The sequence below is a fragment of the Cellulomonas sp. P1_C4 genome (assembly GCF_056406355.1).
Map to the genome: position 1 here is coordinate 54,905 of NZ_JBFUAI010000014.1, position 23,342 is coordinate 78,246.

Annotated in this window: 25 protein-coding genes and 1 tRNA gene; 14 read left to right on the forward strand and 12 right to left on the reverse strand. The window is 74.1% G+C overall.

The window, feature by feature from the left end; translation table 11 throughout:
- Positions 1 to 6: 6 nt before the first annotated feature.
- Together AC1DYZ_RS12705 and ald are read right to left on the reverse strand one after the other, a co-directional pair.
- A complete protein-coding gene (locus tag AC1DYZ_RS12705) occupies positions 7 to 1,011 on the reverse strand; it encodes an NAD-dependent epimerase/dehydratase family protein (RefSeq protein WP_477065551.1) in 1,005 nt (334 codons plus the stop codon).
- Positions 1,012 to 1,022: 11 nt separating this feature from the next.
- Positions 1,023 to 2,141, reverse strand: coding sequence for an alanine dehydrogenase (ald, locus tag AC1DYZ_RS12710; protein ID WP_477065552.1), 1,119 nt, complete (start codon positions 2,139 to 2,141; stop codon positions 1,023 to 1,025).
- 99 nt (positions 2,142 to 2,240) lie between these two features.
- Between ald and AC1DYZ_RS12715 the strand changes: the two genes are divergently transcribed.
- Positions 2,241 to 2,762, forward strand: coding sequence for an Lrp/AsnC family transcriptional regulator (locus tag AC1DYZ_RS12715; RefSeq protein WP_477065553.1), 522 nt, complete (start codon positions 2,241 to 2,243; stop codon positions 2,760 to 2,762).
- Here the strand turns inward: AC1DYZ_RS12715 and AC1DYZ_RS12720 are convergent, their stop codons facing one another.
- Entirely contained in the window at positions 2,763 to 3,665 is a 903-nt protein-coding gene (locus tag AC1DYZ_RS12720; protein ID WP_477065554.1) for an aminoglycoside phosphotransferase family protein, read from the reverse strand. It abuts the gene before it with no gap.
- A 15-nt stretch (positions 3,666 to 3,680) separates the two neighbouring features.
- On the opposite strand from AC1DYZ_RS12720, the gene AC1DYZ_RS12725 reads away from it, so the two are divergent.
- The 5 genes from AC1DYZ_RS12725 (at position 3,681) to AC1DYZ_RS12745 (ending at position 7,947) form a co-directional block, all read left to right on the forward strand.
- Entirely contained in the window at positions 3,681 to 4,433 is a 753-nt protein-coding gene (locus AC1DYZ_RS12725; RefSeq protein ID WP_477065555.1) for a fructosamine kinase family protein, read from the forward strand.
- A gap of 81 nt (positions 4,434 to 4,514) precedes the next feature.
- The gene (locus tag AC1DYZ_RS12730) at positions 4,515 to 5,423 is read left to right on the forward strand and encodes a matrixin family metalloprotease (RefSeq protein WP_477065556.1); all 909 of its coding nucleotides are present in this window, start codon (positions 4,515 to 4,517) and stop codon (positions 5,421 to 5,423) included.
- Between the two features lie 99 nt (positions 5,424 to 5,522).
- The gene (locus AC1DYZ_RS12735; protein WP_477065557.1) at positions 5,523 to 6,170 is read left to right on the forward strand and encodes an alpha/beta fold hydrolase; all 648 of its coding nucleotides are present in this window, start codon (positions 5,523 to 5,525) and stop codon (positions 6,168 to 6,170) included.
- Positions 6,171 to 6,199: 29 nt separating this feature from the next.
- On the forward strand, positions 6,200 to 7,555 hold the full coding sequence (locus tag AC1DYZ_RS12740; RefSeq protein ID WP_477065558.1) for a DNA polymerase IV: 1,356 nt from the start codon (positions 6,200 to 6,202) through the stop codon (positions 7,553 to 7,555).
- A complete protein-coding gene (locus AC1DYZ_RS12745) occupies positions 7,552 to 7,947 on the forward strand; it encodes a cupin domain-containing protein (protein ID WP_477065559.1) in 396 nt (131 codons plus the stop codon). The genes AC1DYZ_RS12740 and AC1DYZ_RS12745 overlap by 4 nt, the downstream gene beginning before the upstream one ends.
- Here the strand turns inward: AC1DYZ_RS12745 and AC1DYZ_RS12750 are convergent.
- Genes AC1DYZ_RS12750 through AC1DYZ_RS12765 form a run of 4 tightly spaced genes read right to left on the reverse strand, consistent with a single transcriptional unit; the run spans position 7,898 to position 10,096 of the window.
- Positions 7,898 to 8,203 (reverse strand): YciI family protein, encoded by a 306-nt coding sequence (locus tag AC1DYZ_RS12750; RefSeq protein WP_477065560.1) that lies wholly within the window; start codon positions 8,201 to 8,203, stop codon positions 7,898 to 7,900. The two genes, AC1DYZ_RS12745 and AC1DYZ_RS12750, sit on opposite strands and share 50 nt — an antisense overlap.
- A gap of 44 nt (positions 8,204 to 8,247) precedes the next feature.
- Positions 8,248 to 9,084: an alpha/beta fold hydrolase gene (locus AC1DYZ_RS12755; RefSeq protein ID WP_477065561.1), complete on the reverse strand. Its 837-nt coding sequence runs from the start codon at positions 9,082 to 9,084 to the stop codon at positions 8,248 to 8,250.
- A complete protein-coding gene (locus tag AC1DYZ_RS12760; protein WP_477065562.1) occupies positions 9,081 to 9,503 on the reverse strand; it encodes a ChaB family protein in 423 nt (140 codons plus the stop codon). The genes AC1DYZ_RS12755 and AC1DYZ_RS12760 overlap by 4 nt, the downstream gene beginning before the upstream one ends.
- A gap of 41 nt (positions 9,504 to 9,544) precedes the next feature.
- On the reverse strand, positions 9,545 to 10,096 hold the full coding sequence (locus tag AC1DYZ_RS12765; RefSeq protein WP_477065563.1) for a DUF1269 domain-containing protein: 552 nt from the start codon (positions 10,094 to 10,096) through the stop codon (positions 9,545 to 9,547).
- A gap of 256 nt (positions 10,097 to 10,352) precedes the next feature.
- On the opposite strand from AC1DYZ_RS12765, the gene AC1DYZ_RS12770 reads away from it, so the two are divergent.
- The 4 genes from AC1DYZ_RS12770 to arr all read left to right on the forward strand — a co-directional run bounded on the left by AC1DYZ_RS12770 (position 10,353) and on the right by arr (position 12,920).
- Positions 10,353 to 10,694, forward strand: a complete 342-nt coding sequence (locus AC1DYZ_RS12770; RefSeq protein ID WP_477065564.1) for an alpha/beta fold hydrolase — start codon at positions 10,353 to 10,355, stop codon at positions 10,692 to 10,694.
- 87 nt (positions 10,695 to 10,781) lie between these two features.
- Complete coding sequence (locus AC1DYZ_RS12775) at positions 10,782 to 11,402, forward strand: dihydrofolate reductase family protein (protein WP_477065565.1); 621 nt, start codon at positions 10,782 to 10,784, stop codon at positions 11,400 to 11,402.
- A gap of 1 nt (position 11,403) precedes the next feature.
- On the forward strand, positions 11,404 to 12,495 hold the full coding sequence (locus AC1DYZ_RS12780; RefSeq protein ID WP_477065566.1) for a winged helix DNA-binding domain-containing protein: 1,092 nt from the start codon (positions 11,404 to 11,406) through the stop codon (positions 12,493 to 12,495).
- Positions 12,492 to 12,920, forward strand: a complete 429-nt coding sequence (arr, locus tag AC1DYZ_RS12785; RefSeq protein ID WP_477065567.1) for an NAD(+)--rifampin ADP-ribosyltransferase — start codon at positions 12,492 to 12,494, stop codon at positions 12,918 to 12,920. The genes AC1DYZ_RS12780 and arr overlap by 4 nt, the downstream gene beginning before the upstream one ends.
- Positions 12,921 to 12,988: 68 nt before the next feature.
- Here arr and AC1DYZ_RS12790 read toward each other — a convergent pair whose 3' ends face one another.
- Together AC1DYZ_RS12790 and AC1DYZ_RS12795 are read right to left on the reverse strand one after the other, a co-directional pair.
- Positions 12,989 to 13,528 (reverse strand): flavodoxin domain-containing protein, encoded by a 540-nt coding sequence (locus tag AC1DYZ_RS12790; protein ID WP_477065568.1) that lies wholly within the window; start codon positions 13,526 to 13,528, stop codon positions 12,989 to 12,991.
- Positions 13,529 to 13,641: 113 nt separating this feature from the next.
- Positions 13,642 to 13,724 (reverse strand) — tRNA-Leu (locus tag AC1DYZ_RS12795).
- A 146-nt stretch (positions 13,725 to 13,870) separates the two neighbouring features.
- On the opposite strand from AC1DYZ_RS12795, the gene AC1DYZ_RS12800 reads away from it, so the two are divergent.
- Entirely contained in the window at positions 13,871 to 15,097 is a 1,227-nt protein-coding gene (locus tag AC1DYZ_RS12800) for an AI-2E family transporter (RefSeq protein ID WP_477065569.1), read from the forward strand.
- Positions 15,098 to 15,100: 3 nt separating this feature from the next.
- Here AC1DYZ_RS12800 and dnaE read toward each other — a convergent pair whose 3' ends face one another.
- Genes dnaE through AC1DYZ_RS12815 form a run of 3 tightly spaced genes read right to left on the reverse strand, consistent with a single transcriptional unit; the run spans position 15,101 to position 21,328 of the window.
- Entirely contained in the window at positions 15,101 to 18,673 is a 3,573-nt protein-coding gene (dnaE, locus tag AC1DYZ_RS12805; protein ID WP_477065570.1) for a DNA polymerase III subunit alpha, read from the reverse strand.
- Positions 18,666 to 20,513 carry a Y-family DNA polymerase gene (locus AC1DYZ_RS12810; protein ID WP_477065571.1) on the reverse strand — a complete coding sequence of 616 codons (1,848 nt, stop codon included), beginning with the start codon at positions 20,511 to 20,513 and terminating at the stop codon, positions 18,666 to 18,668. The genes dnaE and AC1DYZ_RS12810 overlap by 8 nt, the downstream gene beginning before the upstream one ends.
- Positions 20,510 to 21,328, reverse strand: coding sequence for a hypothetical protein (locus AC1DYZ_RS12815; protein WP_477065572.1), 819 nt, complete (start codon positions 21,326 to 21,328; stop codon positions 20,510 to 20,512). The genes AC1DYZ_RS12810 and AC1DYZ_RS12815 overlap by 4 nt, the downstream gene beginning before the upstream one ends.
- Positions 21,329 to 21,549: 221 nt before the next feature.
- On the opposite strand from AC1DYZ_RS12815, the gene AC1DYZ_RS12820 reads away from it, so the two are divergent.
- From AC1DYZ_RS12820 to AC1DYZ_RS12830, 3 genes are read left to right on the forward strand one after another with little or no spacing between them, the layout of a single operon-like run.
- Positions 21,550 to 22,218 carry a Pr6Pr family membrane protein gene (locus AC1DYZ_RS12820; protein WP_477065573.1) on the forward strand — a complete coding sequence of 223 codons (669 nt, stop codon included), beginning with the start codon at positions 21,550 to 21,552 and terminating at the stop codon, positions 22,216 to 22,218.
- 8 nt (positions 22,219 to 22,226) lie between these two features.
- Positions 22,227 to 22,751, forward strand: a complete 525-nt coding sequence (locus AC1DYZ_RS12825; RefSeq protein ID WP_477065574.1) for a YbhB/YbcL family Raf kinase inhibitor-like protein — start codon at positions 22,227 to 22,229, stop codon at positions 22,749 to 22,751.
- Positions 22,748 to 23,314, forward strand: a complete 567-nt coding sequence (locus AC1DYZ_RS12830) for a YbaK/EbsC family protein (protein WP_477065575.1) — start codon at positions 22,748 to 22,750, stop codon at positions 23,312 to 23,314. The genes AC1DYZ_RS12825 and AC1DYZ_RS12830 overlap by 4 nt, the downstream gene beginning before the upstream one ends.
- Positions 23,315 to 23,342 lie beyond the last annotated feature (28 nt).

Sequence of the window (23,342 nt, forward strand, 5' to 3'; positions counted from 1 at the left end):
CGCGCGTCACGACCTGCGGGCGAGGAACGCGTCCTCCGCGGCGTAGTCGAAGAAGCTGTCGGTCGGGTCCATCCGGGCGAAGCCGGGGAACGCCTCGCGCCAGTCCCCGCGCGACGCCTGGTCGACCAGCCAGTCGATGCAGGCGCGGACGGTGTCCTCGTAGTGGCCCGGCGCGGCGTACCCGAGCTCGACACGGGCCCGGGTCATGCCGAGCACCACCGGGTGGGGAACGGTCCACGGCGTGCTGCCGAGGTCGCCCTCGGGGGCGCCGGGCAGCATCACGTACGCCGGGCTGACGCCCATCGCGGCGTCGACGGCGGCGGAGACCTCCGCGACCGTCAGCGTCCTCGGGTCGGCCGCGTTGAGCACCCGGTCGGCCGGGCGCGCGGCCGCGAGCCGCACGAGCTCGCCGAGCACCGTCGCGGCGGTCGTCGCGAACCGGCTCTCGCCGTCGTACGCGAGCACCCGCACGTCGCGCCCGTCGAGCGCGCGCTTGACGAACAACCACTCCCGCGGCTGGCGGCACCCGGCGCCGTGGATCGCGCCGGGCCGCAGGATCGTCGTCGGGATCGCCGAGGCCGCCCACGCCTGCTCCAGCGCGACCTTGCCGGTCGCGTAGGTCTCGCGCCCGGGTGCGACGGTCGGCTGCTCCTCGTCGAGCGGGACCGGGAAGCGGGCGAACTCGTCGGTCTCGAACCCGTTCCCCACGTCGTCGACGTAGACCGCGGCGCTCGAGACGACGACCGCCGACCCGATCCGGTCGGCCCGCGCGACCAGGGGCTCCGCCTGCCGGTCGTCGTAGGCGACGACGTCGACCAGCACGTCCACCCCGCGCCCGAGCGCCCTGTCGAGCACCTCCGGGTCGCCACGATCGCCCGACACGACCTCGACGCCGTCGACCTCGGCGGCGTGGCGCGCGAGCACGCGGACGTCCCAGCCGTCCGCCAGCAGCGCGGGCACCACGGCCCGGCCGATCTGCCCCGTACCCCCGATGACCAGCGCCGTCGACATGGGAACCGACGCTACGCCAGCGCGCTCGTCCGGTCCTCGTACGTCCGGTACCCGTGCGCCCGGCCGACGGCGGCGTTGTACAGCCGCCCGGCGTGCGTGGTCAGGCCCGCACCCAGCGCGGGGTCGGCATCGACCGCGCCGTGCCAGCCCAGGTCCGCGAGCGCCGCCAGGTAGGGCAGCGTCACGTTGGTCAGCGCCAGCGTGGAGGTCACGGGGACCGCGCCGGGCATGTTGGCGACGCAGTAGAAGACGGACCCGTGCACGGCGTAGGTCGGGTCGTCGTGCGTGGTGGCGCGGGTGTCCTCGAAGCAGCCGCCCTGGTCGACCGCCACGTCCACCAGCACGGAGCCGGGCTTCATGCGGGAGACGAGCTCGTTGGTGACCAGGCGCGGCGCGCGGGCTCCCGGGACAAGCACGGCACCGATGACGAGGTCCGCGTCGAGCAGCTCGCGCTCGATCGCGTAGGCGCTCGACGCGACAGTGCGGACCCGTCCGCCGAACGCGGAGTCCGTGTCGCGCAGCCGCGGCATCGACAGGTCGAGCACGGCCACGTCGGCGCGCATGCCCACGGCGATCTCCGCCGCGTGCCGACCGACGACGCCGCCGCCGAGGACCACCACCTTCGCGGCGTCCACGCCGGGTACCCCGCCGAGCAGCACGCCGGCCCCGCCCTCGTTCTTCATCAGGTGGTAGGCGCCCACCTGGGTGGAGAGCCGGCCGGCCACCTCGCTCATCGGCGCCAGCAGCGGCAGGGACCCGTCGGGCAGCTGCACGGTCTCGTACGCCAGCGACGTCGTCCCGGCGGCGAGGAGGGCATCGGTGGCGGGGCGGTCGGCCGCCAGGTGCAGGTAGGTGAAGAGGACCTGGTCCTCGCGCAGGTAGCCGTACTCGGAGGCGACCGGTTCCTTGACCTTGCAGACGAGGTCCGCGCTCCCCCAGACCTCGTCGGCGCCGGGCACGATGTCGGCCCCCGCGGCCGTGTACTGGTCGTCCGTGATGGCGGAGCCCGCCCCGGCGCCGGCCTGCACGAGGACCTGGTGGCCCGAGGACACGAGGTGGTGCACCCCCGCCGGGGTGAGGGCGACGCGGTACTCGCGGTTCTTGACCTCGCTGGGGATGCCGACCTTCATGGGGGGCTCCGTCCGTGTTCGCAACAGCACTTCCCTGCATCTTGAACTTCCTGTGTGGCAAGCGCATGACGATCGACGATCATTCGCTAGATTTGCGCAATGTCAGTTCAGGATTCGGCACAGCACCCCCTGGTCGCTGCGAGTCGAACGCCGTTCGGCGCCGTGGAGCTCGACGACGTGGACCGTCGCCTGCTCAGCGAGCTCGAGCGCGACGGCCGCATCTCCAACAAGGAGCTGGCCGCCGCGGCGGGCATCGCGCCGTCCACGTGCCACGCCCGCGTCCGGGCGCTGCGGGAGTCCGGCGTGCTCCGCGGGTTCCACGCCCAGGTCGATCCCGAGGCGGTCGGTCGCGGGCTCCAGGCGATGATCGCCGTGCGCCTGCAGGCCGCGGCGCGCGCCCGGCTGGCGGAGGTGGCGCATCGGTTGGCCCAGCGCCCCGAGGTGCGCGATGTCTACCTGCTCGCCGGCGTCGATGACGTCCTGGTCCACGTCGCGGTGCGCGACTCGCGCGAGCTGCGCGCGTTCGTGCTCGAGCACCTCAGCACCCGGCCCGAGGTCGCCCACACGCAGACGAGCCTGGTGTTCGAGCACGTGCACGCCCCGGGGACCGCCTCCATCTGATCAGCCGGCGAGGCGCGCCCAGAGCGCGGCCTGCTCCAGGATGCGCCGCGCCGCGGGCTCGTCGTCCAGCACGTCCCAGACCCAGAACGCCGACTCGGTGGACCGGGCGAACCCCCACGCGGCGATGCGGTCGGGGTCGAGGTCCCCCGCGACCGTCCGCACCCGCGCGCGCAGCACCGCGACCGGGTCGGGGTGCGCGAACGGGTCGTCCACCTGCTCGAGCAGCGGCCACAGGTCGTATGCCGGGTCGCCGCGCATCGGTTTCGGGTCGATCGCGAGCCACCGGCCGTCGCCCGCGTCGAGCAGGTTGCCGGGGTTGAAGTCCCCGTGGACGAGTGACCCGGCCGTGCCCGGGAGCGTGCGCAGGATGTCCGCGGCACGCGATACGAGCGCGCGGTCGACCTCGTGCCCGTCCGCACGCTCCTGCAGGACGTCGGCCCAGCGGGCGCACACGTCAGCCATCCGCGGGACGTCCGGGACCTCGGGGACGGCCCAGAGCACCCGGGCGACGGCGGCCCCGCGCTCCAGCCGCTCCTGCGCGGTGCCGGTAGCCCGCGAGAGCGTCGTCCCCGGCTCGACCCGCTCGAGCAGCAGTGCCCAGTCGGCCGCGTCCGCGTCGAGCAGCGCGGGCGCGCCGCGCCCGTGCCAGGCGCGCAGCGCGACCGCCTCGGCACGAGCCTCGTCGTGCGGGAGGGAGATCTTCAGCACGGCGTGCGACCCGTCCGCGCGGAGCACCGGCGCGCACCACGACGACGCGCCGCTCGTGTACGGCGCCCCCGGGGTCAGGGCCCAGCGCTCGACGGCCCGGCCGACCAGCTCGGGCAGCCGCGCGATCCAGGCCCGTCCGGCGGGCGTGCGCCCGGGACCGTCGTGCAGGATCGCAGGGATGACGGGATCGGCCACGGAGCGAGGCTAGCGATGGACGTCTTCCGCAAGGGCCGGGCCGGCGCGCCCCCGGGGTTCTTCGCCTGCGAGGCGGCCGGCCTCGACTGGTTGCGGGCGGCCGGCGGTGTGCGCGTGGTCGACGTGCTCGGCGTGCACGACGACGGCCTCGACCTGCGCCGGCTCGTGCCGGTGCCGCCCACCCGCGACGCCGMGACCGCGTTCGGCAGGGACCTGGCGCTCACCCACGCCGCGGGCGCCCCGGCCTTCGGCAGCCCACCCGCGGGCTGGTCGGGAGACGGGTTCTTCGGACCGCTCGACCAGCCGCTGCCGATGCGCTCCGGCTCCTACGCCGGCTGGGGCGAGTTCCTGGCGGAGTGCCGGCTCGACCCGCTCGCCGACGCGCTGGAGGACCCGGAGCCCGCGGACGTGCTGCGACGGGTGGCCGACCGGCTGCGCTCGGGTGCGCTCGACGACGACGACGGGCCGGCGCGCCTGCACGGCGATCTCTGGTCGGGCAACGTGGTCTGGACGTCCGACGGGGTGACGCTGATCGACCCGGCGGCGCACGGCGGACACCGGGAGACCGACCTGGCCATGCTCGCCCTGTTCGGGCTGCCGTTCCTGGCCGAGGTCCTTGCCGGGTACCGCGCGGTCCACCCGTTGCGGGCAGGCTGGCAGCGGCGGGTCGGGCTGCACCAGCTGTATCCCGTCGGCGTGCACGCCCTGCTGTTCGGCGGCGGCTACCGCGCGCAGCTGCTGCGCCTCGCGGGTGAATGGCGTGCGTGAAGGGCCGTGCCCAGCCGCGCGGACCACGCCCCCTTGTGCGATCCTGCGGCCACCGACGCGCAGAGGGCTGGAGGGCACGGGGTGAGCGCTGGGGACCCGCAGGGCCTCAATCCCTGGGTCGGCGCGCGCGGTGACGAGCCCTATCCGCCCCTGCTGCCGAGCCCGCGCGGGCCCCTCGAGGACCGCGCCGTGCGCTTCCTCGGCCCGGCCCTCCGCGTCCGGCGCGGCCCCCGCATCGGCTTCCTCCTCGTCGCCGCGGTCCTCGTCGCCAGCCTGCTGGTGGGAGGTCGCTGGTGGATGTCGACCGCCACGGTCTTCGGGCCTCCGTCCGGCCTCGAGGAGGCGACGCTCCCGCTGGGTGCGCCGCCCGCGGTGCCCGCCGCCTCGTCGGGTTCGTTCGCGTTCACGTCGATGCAGCCCGACGGCGCCGGCCCCGTCGCGTACAGCCCGTGCCGGCCCATCCACTATGTCGTGCGACCCGACGGCGCCCCGGTCGGGGGCGCCGAGTTCCTCACGGCCGCGATCGCCACCGTCTCCGCGGCAACCGGGCTCCAGTTCGTCGACGACGGCCCGACGCACGAGGCGCCCGACGCGGGCCGCAGCGCCTACCAGCCCGGCTCCTACGGACGGCGCTGGGCGCCCGTCCTGGTCGCCTGGTCGACGCCCGAGGAAACCCCGAGCCTGACCGGCGACGTCGCGGGGATCGGCGGGTCCGCCATCGTGACCCGCGCCGGCCTCTCGGTCTACGTCACGGGGTCGGTGACGCTCGACGCCGGCGACCTGGCCGAGCTGATGGCCGCGCCGGCCACTCGCGCGACCGCGCTGGGCATCGTCACCCACGAGTTCGGGCACCTGGTCGGTCTCGACCACGTGGACGACCCCTCGCAGCTGATGAACCCGAGCACCACCGCGTCCGTCTCGACCTTCGGCAACGGCGACCTCGCCGGACTTGCCGCGCTGGGCAGCGGCGCGTGCGCGCCGAACGTCTGACCGAACCCTTCACGCCCCCTCTCACGGAACTCCCAGGTCGACTGGGTACGCTCGCCCGGCCCCGCCAACCGAGGAGACCCCATCCACCGTCGACCGATCGTGCTCGTGCACGGCACCCGGACGTCCTCCGCCATCTGGCGGCGACAGGTCGAGGCGCTCGAACGTTCCGGCCACCCGACGGTCACGCTCGACCTGCCCGGGCACGGCCGACGTTCGCACGAGCGGTTCAGCCTGGCGGGAGCACTGGACGCGATCGACGAGGCCGTCGACTCGTGCACCGAGCCCCCGCTGCTGGTCGGGCTCTCCCTCGGCGGCTACACGAGCCTCGCGTACGCACGCCGGAACGAGACCAAGGTCGCCGGCGTCGTGCTGGCCGGCTGCTCGACCGAGATCAAGGGCAAGCCGCTGGGCGCCTACCGGCGCGCGTCCGGCATGGTCACCCGCGCACTGCGCCTCGGCGGTGGGGACTGGCACGTGGTGACCGACATGCTCACCGCGATGAAGGGCTACTCGCCGCTGGCGGACCTTCGACGGACCGCGCTGCCGGTCTGGCTGGTCAACGGCAGCCGCGACCCTCTGCGGATCGACGAGCGCCGGTACCGCGACGCCCGCCCCGGCACCCGGCTCACGGTGGTGCCCCGCGCCGGCCACGACGTGAACGCCCATGCACCGGTCGCCTTCAACCGCATCTTGTTCGACGCCTTGCACGAGCTGCGCCATCGGACCGGCGGCCTCGCCGTCGCCTGATCTGCGGCTCCGGCAGGCACAGTAGGGGCGTGGACCCCGCGCAGCTCGCCGACGCCTCGCGCCTGCGCACCCGGGCGACCGTGCTGCACGCGGACGCCGACTCGTTCTTCGCGGCCGTCGAGCAGCGCGACAAGCCGTCGCTGCGCGGCAAGCCCGTGCTCGTCGGCGGCACCGGACCGCGCGGCGTCGTCTCGACGGCGTCCTACGAGGCCCGCCGCGCGGGTGCCCGCTCGGCGATGGCGATGAGCCGCGCGCGCCGGCTCACCCCGGCCGCCGCCGTGCTGTTCCCCCGGTTCGAGGCCTATTCGGCCTACTCCCGGATCATCATGGCGACGCTCGGGACGCTCTCGCAGCTCATCGAGCCGCTGAGCATCGACGAGGCGTTCGTCGACCTCGAGGCCGGTCCGTTCGCCGAGGACCCCGCCGCGGCGGCCGCCGACGTCCGCGCCCGGATCCGGGAGCGCACCGGGCTGGCCGTGTCGATCGGCATCGGGCGAACCAAGCTCGTCGCCAAGCTCGCGTCCGACGCCGGCAAGCCGGATGGGCTGCTGGTGGTCGAGCCCGCCGACGAGGACGACTTCCTCCTCCCCCTGCCCGTGCGCGCGGTCCCGGGGATCGGCCCCGCGACAGCCGCAGCGCTCCAGCGGCTCGACGTGCGCACGGTCGCCGACCTGCGCCGCCAGGAGCTCGACGTCCTCACGATGACGGTCGGCGAGTCGTCGGGCGTCAACCTCTTCCGGCTGGCCCGCGGGATCGACCCGCGGCCCGTGGCCCCCGGCGGCGAGCGCAAGTCCGTCGGCGCCGAGCGCACGTTCGCGGAGGACATCTTCGGCTCCGAGCTGATCGCCGCGGCGATCGACCGCGTCACCGACGAGGCGCTGCGCCGGCTCACCGCGCACGGCGGCGGGGCGCGGACCGTCGTCGCCAAGGTGCGGTTCGCCGACTTCACCACGCTGACCCGCTCGGTCACGCTCCCCCAGCCGTCCGCCGAGCCCGCCGAGCTGCGCGCCGCCGCGCACCAGGCCGCCCGCGCCGCGGGGATCAGCGATTCCGTGCGGCTGCTGGGCGTCTCGTTCCACAACCTGTCGGCGCACGCCCAGCTGACCCTGCCGTGGGGCGACGACGATCCCGCGCCGGTCGTCGTCGACGAGCCCTCCGAGGACGCTCCCGCGACGCTCGGGCTGCTGACCGAGGAGAACGCCCGACCCGGCCTGGACGTCGAGCACCCGAGCCTCGGCCGCGGCTGGGTGGTGCACGTCCGCGGACACCAGGCGACCGTGCGGTTCGAGTCCGTCGACACCCCGCCGGCGCGCTCGCAGGTGGTGGATCTCGAGACCGACCCGCTCCTGCTCGTGCCGCCCCTGACTCCTACGCTCGACGAATGACGAACGCGCCGCGCAACATCGGCTCCGCCCTGGCCCAGGTGCTGGAGCCGTGGCAGCCGCACCTGCTCGCTCGGTTCAACGACCACGAGCTCAAGGTGGTCAAGCTGCACGGGGAGTTCGTGTGGCACACCCACCCCGACACCGACGAGATGTTCGTCGTCGTCGCCGGCTCGCTCACCATCCGGCTGCGGGACGGCGACGTCGTGCTCGGGCCGCAGGACGTGTACGTGGTCCCGCGCGGCGTCGAGCACTGCCCGTGGGCCGAGAACGAGGTGTCGGCGCTGCTGGTCGAGCTGGCGGGGACGGTCAACACMGGCGACGCAGGCGGCCCGCGGACCGCCGTCACGCGGGAGCTGGGTCCCGACCGTCCAGCCGGATCGTCCACGGCGTGACCGTCTCGACGACGAGGTGCGAACCGCTCCACGGGTCCCGCGCCAAGATGGCGCGCACCTCGTCGACCGAGGCGGCCTCCACGGCGTGGACCACGCGGATCTCGTCGACCAAGGGACCGCCGAGCACCAGGAATCCCGACTCCACGAGCCGGTCCATGAACGCCGCGTGCTCGGTCCAGCCGAGCTGCTCCTCCATCGGCGTCGACGCGTCCCACGCGGGACCCGACCGGGTGAGCACGACCAGGAACATCGCCATGCCTCGTTGTACCGCAGTGCGCGTGCAGTCCGCGAACATCAGGCTCAGGTCGGTGACGTCAGCGCCTCGACCCGAGCGACCAGCTGGGGCCACGCGCGCTGCGGGGGAACCCCGTGGCCGGCGTCGGGGATCACCAGCAGCTCGGCGTGCGGGATCTCACGGGCCAGCGCCTCGCCGTGCGGGAGCGGGAACACGGGGTCGTCGGCGCCGTGCACCACGAGCGTCGGCGCGGCGATCTCGCCCAGCCGGTCCCGCCAGGGCGGACCGGGGTCGACGAGGTACGGGTTGGTGGTGCTGGCCCGCAGGTCCCGCGACCGGTCCACCGTCCGCTCCGCGATCACGCGCTCCAGGTCCTCGTCGTAGCCCCCGCGCTGGAAGGGCCGCTCGAGCTCCGCGAGGTGCGCGACGACGGCATCGCGGTCGGCCCAGTCGGGTTCCCGCGTCCCACCGTCGAAGAACTCCCGCATCTCCTGTGACATCCCCGGCAGGCCGTCCGAGCCCGGCGTACTGCTCACCAGCGTGAGCGCAGCGACGCGATCCGGCCGATCGAGAGCCAGCAGCTGCGCGATCACGCCGCCGCCCGACACTCCCAGCACGTGCGCGCGGTCGAACCCCTCGTCGTCCATCAGCGCGAGCACATCCGCCACGACGTCGGGCATCCCGTAGTCCGGCGCACCCGCCGGCCAGGTCGTCGACCGACCCTGGTCGCGGGCGTCGTACCGCAGCACGCGATGCCGCCGACCGAGCAGCTCGACCAGCCCGTCGGGCCAGTGCACCAGGGAGCAGCCGGCGCCGTGCACGAGGACCAGCGGTTCGCCCGCGCCCTGGACGTCGACGCACAGGCGCACGCCGGCGGCGACGTCGACCATCCGCTCCGTCACGCGAGGGCCTGCCGGCTGCGCCGGTCGTTCTCCTTCTCGATCGCCGCGACGAGCTCGTCCTTGCTCATCCGCGAGCGCCCGGCGATCCCGAGCTCCTTCGCGACGTCGTACAGGTGCGCCTTGCTCGCGTTGGCGTCGACGCCGCCCGCCGTCGGGGCGGTCGAGCCGAACCCCTCCTCGGCGCGCTGGTCCGACGGGCCGTACTCCTGCTTCGGCCGCCAGCTGTCGCCGACCTTCTCGTGCGTGTGCTTCAGCGCGGCGAACGCGACGCGGTGGGCGCGCTCCTCGTCGCCGTCGTACTGCTCGATCGCCGCGTCGTACGCGTGCGCGTACGTTCGCTGCGCCTTCTCGTCGGAACGCTGCAGGGTGCTCGGCAGCTCGCTCTGCTTGGCGGCGCCGGATCGGGTCGTCTTGGGCACCTCACGATCGTGACTCCCCGACCCGGACGCCGCCAGCGCAGCTACTTCGCCTCGGCCTGCGCCTCGTCGGCCGCCGCCTTGATCTCGTCCGCCTCGACCTTGTCGATGGCCTTCTCGACGATGGCGTCCGCCTTGTCGAGCGCCTCGCGGATCGCGACGGCACCCGGGTCGGAGACGAGCGCGACGATGCCGGAGTGTCCCGGCGCGATCGTGTCCTGCAGCTCCTCGCTCAGGCCCTTGCGGTGGTGCAGCTCCTGCGCCTTGCCGGTCGCCGCACCCACCGCACCCAGGACGGCCGCGCTGCCGATGATCGACGGCGGGAAGATCAGGCCGAGCGCGACGCCACCGACGACGCCCCAGGTCAGCCCCCGGCGCGTGCTGTGGTCCGTGGCCTTCTGGATCTCGAGCTTGCCGTCCGCGTCGCGCTTGACGACGATGACGCCCTGGATGTCGAGGGTCTTGCCGTCCGCCACCGACGTGAGGGTCTCGTAGGCCGCCCACGCCGTGTCGGTGTCCGAGAAGTCGGCCACGAAGAGTGTGTAGGCGCCGTCGCTGAGGGCGGCGACGACGTCAGTGGGCTGGTCGTCCGACATGAAGTGCTCCTTGGTCCGTCCGGAAAGGTCGCGTGAAATGCGACGGACCGACCGTATCCCCCACAACGCCCAGAACACAGAGAGCACCACCTGAGCTCGCGGCGTGCACCCCGCGGTCCTCCCGGACACCGGTCGGTCTTCGCTCGTGGGGCATGAGCTTCCTCTACGAGGAGAGGACCTCACCGTCGCCGTTCGTCGACCTGGTCTGGCGCACCCGCGACACCACCTACCTCGCGTCCGCCGACGCCCGGTGGACATGACCTTCACCATCACGGCGCACGGGCCGCGCGTGCTGCTCAGCGGGGCCTCGTCGGAGCCGTCCGTGGTCCCGTACGCCGCCGGCACCCTCAACCTCGGCGCAGCCAACCTGCTGTACGAGGCGGCGCACGCCCCGGCCGCCTGGGGTCGGCGGCACGACCGGCCGCTGGGCATCGTCGCGTTCGGCGACGAACCGCTGATGCGCCGGATCCTCGACCCCGACGGGCGCCTGGCCTCCTGGGCCGAGCACCCCCGGGGCGGCCACGTCCCCGCCCTCGAGCGGCCGCAGGAGCTCGCCGCCGACCTGCGCGCGTTCCTCGCCTCCGTGCTCGTGGGGTGAGCTCGCCGGTCCTGTACGGATGTGGGTGGGATGCGGTCTGATCGTCTCGAGCGGCCGCGCGGTGCGGTCGCGCTGAGTGGAGGACCCATGGCGACGATCGTCTCGACCCTGTTCATCTCCCTCGACGGCGTGGTCGAGATCGACCCCACCTGGCACTTCCCCTACTTCGACGACCACATGGGTGCCGCCGTGGGCGAGGACTACGAGGGGACTGACGTGCTGCTGCTCGGGCGCGTGACCTACGACAGCTTCGCGGGGGCGTGGCCGGGCCGCGAGACCGCCGGCGGCCCGGACGCCACGTTCGCCGTGCAGCTCGGCGACCTCCGCAAGATCGTCGCCACCCGCGGGTCCCAGGACCTCGGCTGGCGCAACGCCGAGGCGGTCCGCGGCGACCTCGTCGAGGCGATCACGGCGGTCAAGGCCGAGCCCGGCGTGGGCAAGATCCTCGTGGCCGGGTCCATCTCCGTGGTCCGCCAGCTGCTCGCCGCGGGCCTCATCGACGAGCTGCGACTGCTCGTGCACCCGGTGGCCGCCCGACGCGGCGAGCGGCTGTTCGACGAGGGCGAGCCCATCTACCCGCTGCGGCTGGTGAGCTCCGACATCTTCCCGACGGGCGTCGTGCGGTTGATCTACGCGCCGAGCGAGCTGCCCAGCGCCGCGTCGTACGACGACGTGACCGACAACGTCCCGGGCGCCGGTCAGGACTGAGGTGTCGATCGGCTGGCCGCAGGCCCTCGCCTGGCGGTTGCGACGACAGCTGCTCGAGCCGGTCGGCGACGGCTCGGCCGCGGACGTCGTGCGCACGCTGGGCGCGGTCCCGGCCCAGCACGACACCGCCGTCGAGCTCGCCGTCGGCATCCGGCGCCAGAGCCCGAGGCCGGGCGACGTCACGCGCGCCCTGGCCGACGGCGAGCTGATCATGACGTTCGCCTTCCGCGGTGCCGTCCACCTCATGACGCCCGAGGACGCCGGCGCGTACCTGGCCCTGCGGGCCTCGAGCCGGATGTGGGAGCTGCCCAACTGGCAGGCCTACTACGGCCTGGCGCCGTCCGACTGGCCGGCCTTCCGTGGCGTGGTCCGGGATGCTCTCGCCGACGGGCCGCTCACGTTCGCCGAGCTGACGGCGGCCGTCACCGCGCACCCCGCGTTCCGCGGCCTGGAGGTCACCTGGACGCTGCTCAAGCCGCTCGGCTGGCAGGGCGACCTGAGCTTCGGTCCGCCACGAGACGGGCAGTCGACCTTCCAGCGCCTCGACACCAACCCCCGCTGGACCGGCCTTGTCGACGTCGACGAGGCCGGGCGGCACGCCGTGGAGTCCTACGTCCGGGCGTACGGCCCGACGACGCCCGACCACCTCCAGTACTGGCTCGGCGAGGGGCTCGGCGCCGCCCGCAAGCGCATCCGGAGCTGGCTCGCCGACGTCGGCGGCCGCCTCACGGAGGTCGACATCGACGGCGCGGCGGCCCTCGTCCTGCGCGACGACGCCGACGCGCTGGTCGCGACGTCGCCGTCGAGCGCGGTCCGGCTCCTTCCCCGGTACGACCAGTGGGTCCTCGGTCCCGGGACGGCCGACCGGCACGTCGTGCCGCCGGCTCACCGCAGCGAAGTCAGCCGCGGGGCGAACGTCGCCCTGGTCGGCGGCGTCGTCAGCGGCACCTGGTCGTGGGCCGGCGACGAGGTCGTCGTGACCTGGTTCCCCGACACCCTGCCGGTCCCGCGGGAGGCGGTGGCAGCCGAGGTCGAGCGGCTCGCGACAATCCTCGACCGACCGCTCGGCACGAACGCCCTGGGGGGCGCATGACGAACGGACCGACACCCTTCGAGGTCCACCCCTCGGGCGCCTACCTCCACGGCACGAAGGCGGACCTCGCCGTGGGCGACCTGCTGGAACCCGGCCGCCCGTCGAACTTCGGCGGCGGTCGGACGGCGGGACACGTCTACGTGACCGCGACGCTCGACGCGGCGACGTGGGGCGCGGAGCTGGCACAGGGTGATGGCCCGGGCCGGATCTACATCGTGGAGCCGACCGGGCCTCTCGAGGACGACCCCAACGTCACCGACAAGCGGTTCCCCGGCAACCCGACGCGGTCCTACCGGACCCGGGAGCCGGTGCGGGTCGTCGGCGAGCTCGAGGACTGGGTCGGGCACCCGCCCGAGCAGCTCGCGGCGATGCGGGCGCACCTGGCCGACCTCGCCAGCCGGGGCGTCGAGGAGATCGACGACTGACCGCACGGCGGACGTGCTGGAAGCGGCAGTCGACGTCCCCCCGCTCGGGCGGCCGGTGTTCGGGCGCGCTACTTCGCGAGCTCCCGGTCGATCCCGTCCACCCACCGGGCGATCTGCTCGGTGTCACGCCAGTCGCCGGCCATCTTCTTCGCCATGGCGGAGGCCGGGAACCCGGTGGCATCCGGCAGGAGCCGCCCGCCGAACGTCATCGTCCCGCGTGCGTCGATCTGCTTCGCGGCCTCGCGCACGTGGCCGACGGGCCGGATGTCCCCCGTCGTCGCGGTCGCGTCGAGCGGACCGGTGGCGACGAGCCAGACCGGGACCTCGGACAGCCCCTGCGCGTGGCGGCGGACGAACCGGCGCGCATCCTTGTGCCAACGGCCCGCGTAGAGCGCACCCGCGACGACGACCGCGTCGACGTCGGCGAGCCCCTCGACCTCGGCGGCAGGTCGGACGACGGCATCGTGACCGTGCTCACGCAGGTCCTCGCCGATTGTCTCCGCCACACCCTCGGTGCCGCCTCGGGTACTCCCGTAGGCGACCAGCACGCGCGTCATGATGTCCTCCCGATCGAGGCGGTCACCCTCGTCGGTGACCGATAGCTCCATCGTCGTCGCGCCACCACCGGGGACCAGGGCCAGAGGTCCCGAGCTCCAGGTCGAAAAAACCCCCGATCCGCGTCTCCGCAGATCAGGGGCAATTTCGTCGCTGTCTCAACGAGTGTCCGGAGGGGGACTTGAACCCCCACGCCCTTTCGGGCACTAGCACCTCAAGCTAGCGCGTCTGCCATTCCGCCACCCGGACAGGTGGACCGCAGGGCACCCGGAGGCGCCCTCAGGTGCGGCAGAAAAGATAGCACGGCGCGGCGCCCGGGCACGCATCGCGCGTGCGAGGCAGACTTGCCGCAGACGCCGGGACCGGCCGTCACCGGCTGTGATGCAGGGAGCCCCATGACCGACGCCAGCAGCTCGACCGGACGGACCACGTCCACCCCATCGGCGCGCAAGGTCGCCGGCGCGCGGCGCAACCCGAGCGCGTACGGGGTCGAGCACACCGCTCCGCGATGGCTGCGCAACGCAGCGGGCACCTCGTGGCGGCTGCTGGTCGTCATCGCGATGGTCGCGCTGATCTTCTACGTCACGGGTCGCGTGCAGCTGCTGTTCGTGGCGCTGTTCCTGGCGTGCGTGTTCACCGCGGTCCTGCGGCCGCTCGTCGACTTCCTCGCCCGGTCGATGCCCCGCGGGCTCGCGACCGCCCTGGCACTCCTCAGCGGCATCGTCTTCTTCCTGGGGCTCCTGACGTACGTCGGGTACTCGATCGCCAACCAGTGGACCGACCTCACCGAGCAGTTCAGCGACGGCATCGGGCAGATCACCGACTTCCTGGAGAGCGGGAACCTGCCGTTCACCATCACGAACGACCAGATCGCCGAATGGATCAGCAACGGCCAGAAGTGGGTGCAGGAGCACGCCGGTGACCTGGCGGGCCAGGCGGCCGCCGGAGCCGGCTCCGTGGTCGAGGTGTTCACCGCGCTCGCGCTGGCCATCTTCTGCACCGTGTTCTTCCTGGCGCGCGGGCGCGAGATGTGGACGTGGTTCCTCAACCAGCTGCCCGCTCGCGTGCGCGACAACTGGAAGACCGCGGGCGGCGCCGGCTGGTACACGTTCTCCGGCTACACGCGCGGCACCGTGATCATCGCGGTCACCGACGGGATCCTGGCCTTCATCCTGCTGACCATCCTTCGGGTGCCGCTGTCTGCCCCGCTCGCGGTGCTGGTGTTCATCGGTGCGTTCATCCCGCTGATCGGCGCTCCGCTGGCGATGGTCGTGGCGATGATCGTGGCGCTCGCCGCGAACGGGTTGCTGTCGGCGGCGCTCGTCGGTGCCGGCATCGCCCTGATCGGCCAGTTCGAGGGGCACTTCCTGCAGCCGATCGTGATGGGCAAGCAGGTGGCGCTGCACCCGGTGATCATCGCGCTGGCCGTCACCGCGGGAACCCTGACCGCGGGGATCCTCGGCGCGGTCATCGCCGTCCCGCTCGTGGCGGTCTGCTGGGCGATCTTCGCGCGGCTGCGGACGCTGGACCCGCCGATGGACGAGGAGTCGGCGGACGACGAGGTCGAGCCGGTCGACGACGTCCAGCAGCTCGACGACGACGAGGCCGTCACCCAGGCCTGAGCGTCACCGGAAGTCCCGCGACGCCGTCCGGACCTTCAGCGACATCGCGCTCAGGTGCTCGGCCACCAGGTTGGTCGCGCCGTCCGACCGTTCCAGGCGACCGCGGACGACGAGCGCCCGTGACGTGCGGGCGACCTTGCGGAACTTCTGCCACAACCCGGCCGAGCAGATGATGTTGAGCAGCCCGGTCTCGTCCTCGAGCGACAGGAACGTGATCCCGCCCGCGGTGCCCGGCCGCTGCCGGTGGGTTACGACGCCGGCGACGGCGACCCGCCGCCCGATCTCGTGGGTGTACGCCTGCTCGACCCGCAGGACCCCCGCCGCGTCGAGCCCGTCGCGGACGAACTGCGTCGGGTAGGAGTCGACCGAGACGCCCGTCGCCCACACGTCCGCGGTGGCGATCTCCACGTCGCTGAGCCCGGGGAGCATCGGCGCACTCACCCCCACTGAGACCCCCGGCAGCGTGTCCGGACCCTCCTGCGCCAGGGCGCCGGCCGCCCAGAGCGCCTCCCGGCGCGTGACGTCCAGGCTGTCGAGCGCGCCGGCGGTGGCGAGGGCCTCGAGCTGCGCTGTCGACAGCTGCACCCGTCGGACCAGCTGGCGCAGGTCGGCGAACGGGCCGTGCGCGCGGCGCTCGTCGACCACCCGTTGCGCGACGTCCTCCCCCACCGACCGGACCGACGAGAGCCCCAGCCGGACCGCGAGGGAACGTGTCCCGTCCCCCGTGCGCACCCCCGGCGCGGTGACCGGACCGGTGCCGCTCGGCGCGGGGACGAGGAGCGGCTCGCCACCGTCGGGCGTTGGGCCCAGCCGCTCGACGCGTGCCAGCGCATCCGACGCCTGCACGTCCGGGCGCAGCACCTCCAGGCCGTGCCGGCGCGCATCGGCCGCCAGGCTCTGCGGCGAGTAGAAGCCCATCGGCTGCGCGGCCAGCAGCCCCGCGTAGAACGCGGCCGGGTGGTACACCTTCAGCCACGCGCTGGCGTACACCAGGAACGCGAACGAGTAGGCGTGGGACTCGGGGAACCCGAAGTCGGCGAACGCCTTGAGCTTGTCGAAGATCTCCGCCCCGGTCTTCTCGTCGATCCCGTGCCCGGCCATGCCGGACATCAACCGCCCTCGCATCGCCTCCATCCGCTCGGTCGACCGCTTGGACCCCATCGCCCGCCGCAGCTGGTCGGCCTCGGCGGGCGTGAAGTCGGCGACGTCGATGGCCATCTGCATCAGCTGCTCCTGGAACAGGGGCACGCCCTTGGTCTTGGCCAGCGACTTCTCCAGCAGCGGGTGCAGGTACGTGACCGGTTGGCGGCCGTGCGCGCGCTCGATGTACGGGTGCACCGAGCCGCCCTGGATGGGGCCGGGGCGGATGAGCGCGACCTCGATGACGATGTCGTAGAACGTGCGCGGCTGCAGGCGCGGCAGGGTGCCCATCTGCGCGCGCGACTCCACCTGGAACACCCCGACGGTGTCCGCCGCGCTGAGCAGGTCGTACACGCGCGTGTCCTCGGCCGGCAGCCCGTGCAGGTCGAGCTCCCTGCCCTCGTGCTCGTGCACGAACCCGAACCCGATGCGCAGCGCGGTGAGCATGCCCAGCCCGAGCAGGTCGAACTTCACCAGCCCCGCGTCCGCGCAGTCCTCCTTGTCCCACTGCAGCACCGTGCGGCCCGGCATCCGCGCCCACTCCACCGGGCACACCTCGATGACCGGCCGGTCGCACATGACCATCCCGCCCGAGTGGATGCCCAGGTGGCGCGGCAGCCGCAGGAACCGGTCGGCCAGGTCGATGACCTGCTCGGGGATCTCGTCGAGGTCGCTGGCCGCCGGCGGCCGGATCGCCGGGACGACGTCGTGCCCGTCGGCGGTCGCCAGGCCGGGCGTGTCCACGCCCTTCGGGGCGCGCAGCGCCGAGGGCGGCTCCCACGTGTTGCCCCACATCGACGCCTGCGTGCGTCGGCGGTCCTCGCGCGCGGTGGTGGGCACCGGTCCTGTGTGGTCGACGTGCGGGCGCGCCTTGCGACCAGGCCCGGCGGACGGCTTCTCGKGCGACGGGGTCGGCGCGGTCGAGCGCAGGCTCCCCCACCGTTCGATCGACTGCGCCCACGCGTCCTGCTGCCCGGCGTCGTACCCGAGCGCCCGCGCGGCGTCCCGGACCGCCGAGCGCGGCCGGTAGGAGATGACGTTGGCCACCTGCGCGGCATGTGTACGTCCGTGCTTCTCATAGACGTACTGGATGACCTCCTCGCGCCGCGCCGACTCGATGTCGACGTCGATGTCCGGCGGCCCGTCGCGCTCGGGGGCGAGGAACCGCTCGAACAGCAGCCCGTGCCGGACGGCGTCGACCGCGGTGACCCGCAGCGCGTAGCAGACCGCGGAGTTGGCGGCCGAGCCGCGGCCCTGCGCCATGATCCCGTTACGGCGGCAGAAGTCGACCAGGTCGTAGACCACGAGGAAGTACCCCGGGAAGCCGAGGTCCTCGATGACCCGCAGCTCGTGCGCCAGCTGTGCGTACGCGCCCGGCACCTTCTCGGTCTCCGGCGGCCCGTACAGCTCGAGCGCGCCGCGGCGGACCAGCTCACGCAGCCAGGTGGCCTCTGTGTGGCCCGGGGGCACCGGGTAGGGCGGCAGCTGGGGAGCGACGAGCGACAGGTCGAACGCGCACTCGTCAGCCAGGTCGGCCGCGGTCACCACCGCCGAGGGGTGCCGACGGTGCAGCGCGAGCATCTCGGTGGCCGACCGCAGGTGCGCCATCGGGCCGCCGGGCAGCCAGCCGTCGAGGTCCTCCAGCGACGAGCGGGCGCGGACCGCCGCGAGCGCCGCGGCGAGGTCGGCGTCGCGCGGCGTGGCGTAGTGCACGTTGCCGGTGGCGACGAGCGGGAGGCCGGCGTCGGCCGCGAGGTGCGCGAGCGCGTCGGCGCGGTCGGAGTCGTACGGGTCGCCCGCCGCCGTGACCTCGACGGCCACGTTGTCCTGCCCGAACAGCGCGACGAGCCGGTCCAGCTCGGTCCTCGCGGCCGCGACCCCGGCGGGGCTGACCCCGGCGACGCCCGACGGGTCCCCGCCCGCGAGCGCGCGCCGCACGGACCCCTTGCGGCATCCCGTGAGCACCAGCCACTGGCCCGCGGCGGTCTCCGCGAGCTGCTCGAGCCGGTAGTCCGCGGCCCCCTTCTGCCCCGTCCGCAGGTGCGCCTCGGCGATCGCGCGGGACAGGGCGCGGTAACCGTCCGGCCCGCGGGCGAGGACGAGCAGGTGCGACGCCCGCGGGTCCGGGACGCCGGTGGGCAGGTCGAGCACCGGCGGCCCGGGGGTGGCGCGCGCCTTCTCCCGCGGGTGTCGACGCCCGTCCGGCGCGGGCAGGTGCAGCTCGGCACCGAACACCGTGGGCAGCCCGACCGCCTTGGCCGCCTGCGCGAACCGGACCACGCCGTAGAGCCCGTCGTGGTCGGTGAGCCCGAGCGCGCGCAGCCCGAGCCGCGACGCCTCGGCCGCGAGCTCCTCGGGCTGGCTGGCGCCGTCGAGGAAGCTGAACGCGGAGTGGGCGTGCAGCTCGGCGTAGCGCGGAAAAGCCCCTTCAGTCATAGGTCGCCTCGCACGTCCACCCGCTCGCGGTGCAGGCCAGCAGCACCGCGCGGCCGTCGTCGAACATCACCTGCAGGTGCGCGCGCAGCCCGGGGCGGTCGTCGGCCGTCGCCCACCAGCGCTCGCTCAACAGCCACGGCCCGGCCCACCCGACCACCGCGCTGGGCGAGCCGGTCCCGTCATCAGCGGACCGCACCCGCTCGACGGCGACATCCCACGCCTCGACCCGGCGACGACCCTCCGCCCGTCGCCCGCGGGCACCAGACGGCCTGGCGGCCACTGGTGCGTCGTCCGGCTCGCGCGGCAGCCACCGCACCCAGGCCGGCTCGCCGCGCATCCCGCTGCGCACGTCGAGCACCACGGGCACCCCGGCGGCGTCGCGCACGTCGACCCGCTGGGGCGGGTCGAGCACCGTCGCCGGCGCGGGGTCGGGCAGCCTCCCCGGCCACGGCCGGTCCAGGGGCCGCGCCGGCTCGGTCTGCTCGCCCCACGACCGCAGGTGCACCTGGTCCCGCACGTCACGCCCGCCCTGCAGGGTGGCGACGAGGATCCCCGAGCCGCCGACGATCCCCTGCACCCGGTCGAGCGCGCGGTGCGCGCGCAGGTCACCGCCGGACGGGCCGCCCCACAGCCGGCCCTGCTCGGCCCCCGCGGGCGCGACGTCGAGGGCGGTGACCGCGAGGTRGACCAGCGTGACGGACCGCGAGTCCTCGTCCGGCCAGGGGTTCGTCGGCAGGTCGTCGTGCGCCCAGGGGTCCCGACCGGACGCGACGGCGTCCCGCGCCGCCCGCGTGCGGGCACGCGCGGCGGGGTCGTCGGCCGCCCGCGCCCGGGCGGTCTCGACCGCGCTCGAGGCCAGCCAGCCCTCCAGCTGCCAGCGGATCCGGTCGGTGATCCTGGCCGGGGTCAGCCCGCCCCACCCGCCGAGGTCCGTGCGCCAGGTCCGCACCAGGTCGGTGCCCTCGTCGGTGCGCGCGGCGATCTGCAGGCGCCCGCAGGTCACCGAGTGCTGGACAAGCAGCGCGTGCAGCTCCTCGGCCAGGCGCCGCCCCGCGAACGTCGCGGAGTCGACCCGGTCGAGCGGCGGGTCGAGGTCGGCGGCCACCTCGAGGTCCGCCTCCGGCCGCCGGCGCGCGGGCGGCCGCTCGTCGTCCCCGCGCGCGAGCAGCTGCGCCCAGGCGCCGAGCCGACCGAAGCGGGCGTGCACGTCCGTGGGCGGCAGCGCGGCGAGCTGCCCGAGCGTCCGCAGCCCCAGGCGGTGCAGCAGGTCGACCAGCTCCGCCACCGCGGAGGCCGCCTCGTCTGTGACCGCCGCGTGCACCAGCTCGCTCACGCCGCGCGGGCCCAGGTACGCCGCCGACGCGCCAGGCGGCACCACCGCACCGGTCCGGGTAGCCAGTACGGCCGCCAGCAGCCCGTCCGCCGTGCCGACCGCGCACTCGTACCCCGACCCGGTGGCGACCGCGTCGATGAGCTTCTCCGCCAGGGCGTCCTCGGAGCCGTGGTACCGGCTGGCGCCGCCCGCGGGCAGCAGCAGCATCCCGGCGCGGACCACCTCGATGCCCGCCACCACGGTCTCGGCCGCCGCCGCGACCGGCTCGAACAGCCGCACGTCGCGGGCGTCGTCCGCCGCCAGCAGCACCAGCTCGGGGCAGACGCCCTGCGCCTGCCGACGCCGCATCCCCCGGCGCACACCCTCCGCGCGGGCGAGCGCCGACACCGCGGTGAGCTGCCGCCCGTCGTGCACGGCGGTCGGCTGGTGCGGCGGGACCTCCTCGACCGTCGCCGCGGCCACCACCGGCCAGTCAGGGACCCACAGGACGGTCGTGCGCGTGCTCATCCGACGAGCCTCAGACCGGGTGCGGGCGCCTCGACCGACGGGGCGGGCACGGGCTCGGAGCCGATCGGCAGGGTCAGGTCGAGCGCGCGCGGCACCGCCGCGCTCCCCCGGCCGGTGCGCACCAGCCGGATCTCGTGCGTGCGCAGCCTGCCCTCGCCGGCGTCGATCCCCGTCCAGCGGCCCGACTCGACCGTCAGCACCACACCCGCGCCGGGCCAGTCGACGGTCGACAGCAGCACGGACCCGCGGTCCCGTGCCCGCGCGGACAGCTTGCGGCGCTCGGCGTCGGACAGGGCGACGTCCGGGCCGACGACCACCACGTCCACCCCGTCGAGCAGGGCTGCCACCACAGTCGGCGCCTCGAGACCCGGCCGCGGCACCACGGCCAGCCGGTCCAGCGACACGCCCGCCTGGGACGCCGCGAGCAGGCCGATGGTCGGCTGGCCGACGACGGCCGCCCACGCCCCGCCGGCGCACGCGTGCGCGAGCATGGCCAGCACCAGCGACGTCGACCCCGTGACCACCGTGGTGCCGCCGCGGCGCAGGCCCTCGGGCAGGATCGGGACCAGGGGCGGCGGCACGGCCATCGGGGGGCGCTCGCTGGTGATGATCCCCGTGGTCGGCGGCTCCGGGGGCTCGTCGGGCAGGTCCGGCACCAACGCGACCACGGCGGCGACCTCCGGAGCGGTCCGCACGGTCGCCGCGAGCCCGCCGAGCGGCAGCACGCTGCGTGCCCCGGTGCGCTGCTCGGCGCGTGCGAGAGCGGCCCGTGCGAGCATGACCCGGTCCTCCCGGGACATGGTGTCGACGGTCATGCGGACCTCCCCTCGATCGGCCGATGAGAGGGTGCTCTCGAGACCTTCATCGAACATCTGTTCGAAGTATCTCAGTACACGCCGACATCCCCGACGGTGTCAATCCAGGTCACCCTCGTACAGGACCGGCGGCGTGCCCGCGGGCGCGATGTCGCAGGTCTCGGCTATGTTCTCGTCGCCGGCAGCGTGGCCGGCTGGAACACCATCAGCACGGAGGCACCATGGGAGTCGTCGTCGGGATCTACCGCCTCGCGCTGGCGGCCATCACCTTCCTCGCGCTGTTCTGGGCGCCCAGCGCCGGGGTGACGTTCGACCTCGAGGACTACGTCTACTTCACCAACCAGTCGAACCTGCTGCTGGCCGTCGTCATGCTCTGGGGCGGCATCGCGGTGCTCGCCCGGCGCACGGAGCCCGCGCCCTGGCTGTTCGGCGCGGTGACCCTCTTCATCCTCATCACCGGCCTGGTGTCGTACCTCATCCTCGACCCGGCCCCGCCCGGCGAGGAGGTCATCGCGCTCGGCCTCACGCACGACCAGCTCGTGCACCGCCTGACGCCGATCGCCGCGTTCGTGCACTACCTGCTGATGGTCCCGCACCGCCGCCTGCGCATCCGCAACGCGGCGTACTGGCTCCTCTACCCGGTGGCGTACTGCGCGTTCACCACCCTCCGCGGCGTGCTGAGCCCGGGCAGCGACTACCCGTACGGCTTCATCGACGTCTCCGAGCTGGGCTACGGCGGCCTGCTGCTCAACGTGCTCGTCTACGGAATCGGCTTCTTCGTCCTCGGCCTCGCGCTCGTCGGCATCGACCGGCTGCTGCCCGCGCGGGCGATCATCGGGCGACGCGAACCCGAGCCGACCCCGCGCGCGCCGCTGGTCCCCGCGGAATGATGTCGCCCATGGCCGTGAACCTCACCCGTCCCGTCGCCCCCGACCCCTACTCGCTGCTCCCGTCCGTCGCCGACTTCGCGCTGACCAGCGACGACTTCCGGCACGGCGAGCGCCTCCCCGACGTGCACACCAACACCGATGCCGGCAGCAACGTCTCGCCGCAGCTGTCGTGGGAGGGCTTCCCGGAGGGCACGCAGTCGTTCCTGATCAGCTGCTTCGACCCCGACGCCCCCGGCCCCGCCGGCTGGTGGCACTGGACGGCCGTCGACGTCCCCGCGACCACCACCTCGCTGGCCACCGGGGCCGACCTGCCCGCCGGGGCGTTCGCGCTGCGCGGCGACGACGGCGAGGCCCGCTACGTCGGCGCCGCTCCCCCGCCCGGCGACCAGGTGCACCGGTACTTCTTCGTCGTGCACGCCCTCGACGTGCCCTCCCTCGGCTTGGGGCCGGACACGATGCCGGGCGCCGCGAACACCGCGGTCATCTTCCACACGCTCGCGCGGGCGGTCCTCGTCGGGACCTACCAGCGGTGAGCCTCGGCACGCTGACCTGGGTGCGCGCGCTCGACCACCCCGACCTCCTCGCTCCGTCCACCCTCGCCGCGATCACAGCCTGGTCCACGCACGACCCGGAGGTCACCGACGCCGTCCTGGTCACGGAGATCGACCCCGACCTGGCGGACACGGCGGCACTGACGGAGGCGTACCAGCTGACGCCCGCGGCATCGGCCAACTGCGTACTCGTCGCCGGCCGCCGCGAGGGCGAGGAGCGCGTCGCGGCCGCGGTCGTGCGCGCCACCACGCGCGCCGACGTCAACAACGCGGTCAAGCGGCTGCTGGACGTCCGGAAGGCGTCGTTCCTGCCGATGGACCGGGCCGTCGAGGAGTCCGGCATGGAGTACGGCGGGATCACCCCGCTCGGCCTGCCCGGCCGCTACCGCGTGCTGGTCGACGCCCGCATCGCCGAGGACGATCTCGACGTCGGGCCGACGGTGATCATCGGCAGCGGCGTGCGCCGGTCGAAGATCGCGCTGCCCGGCGCGCTCCTCGCGCGGGCGCCCGGCGTCGAGGTGGTCGACGGGCTCGCCCTGGGCTGACCCGATAAACTTTCCCCGAGTAGCATCG

Bases quoted from the DNA above. Each gene is read 5' to 3' on its own strand.
- AC1DYZ_RS12705 (WP_477065551.1), bottom strand. From the start codon at position 1,011: ATGTCGACGGCGCTGGTCATCGGGGGTACGGGGCAGATCGGCCGGGCC.
- ald (WP_477065552.1), bottom strand. From the start codon at position 2,141: ATGAAGGTCGGCATCCCCAGCGAGGTCAAGAACCGCGAGTACCGCGTC.
- AC1DYZ_RS12715 (WP_477065553.1), top strand. From the start codon at position 2,241: ATGTCAGTTCAGGATTCGGCACAGCACCCCCTGGTCGCTGCGAGTCGA.
- AC1DYZ_RS12750 (WP_477065560.1), bottom strand. From the start codon at position 8,203: ATGGCGATGTTCCTGGTCGTGCTCACCCGGTCGGGTCCCGCGTGGGAC.
- AC1DYZ_RS12765 (WP_477065563.1), bottom strand. From the start codon at position 10,096: ATGTCGGACGACCAGCCCACTGACGTCGTCGCCGCCCTCAGCGACGGC.
- AC1DYZ_RS12770 (WP_477065564.1), top strand. From the start codon at position 10,353: ATGACCTTCACCATCACGGCGCACGGGCCGCGCGTGCTGCTCAGCGGG.
- AC1DYZ_RS12775 (WP_477065565.1), top strand. From the start codon at position 10,782: ATGGCGACGATCGTCTCGACCCTGTTCATCTCCCTCGACGGCGTGGTC.
- arr (WP_477065567.1), top strand. From the start codon at position 12,492: ATGACGAACGGACCGACACCCTTCGAGGTCCACCCCTCGGGCGCCTAC.
- AC1DYZ_RS12790 (WP_477065568.1), bottom strand. From the start codon at position 13,528: ATGGAGCTATCGGTCACCGACGAGGGTGACCGCCTCGATCGGGAGGAC.
- AC1DYZ_RS12800 (WP_477065569.1), top strand. From the start codon at position 13,871: ATGACCGACGCCAGCAGCTCGACCGGACGGACCACGTCCACCCCATCG.
- AC1DYZ_RS12815 (WP_477065572.1), bottom strand. From the start codon at position 21,328: ATGACCGTCGACACCATGTCCCGGGAGGACCGGGTCATGCTCGCACGG.
- AC1DYZ_RS12820 (WP_477065573.1), top strand. From the start codon at position 21,550: ATGGGAGTCGTCGTCGGGATCTACCGCCTCGCGCTGGCGGCCATCACC.
- AC1DYZ_RS12825 (WP_477065574.1), top strand. From the start codon at position 22,227: ATGGCCGTGAACCTCACCCGTCCCGTCGCCCCCGACCCCTACTCGCTG.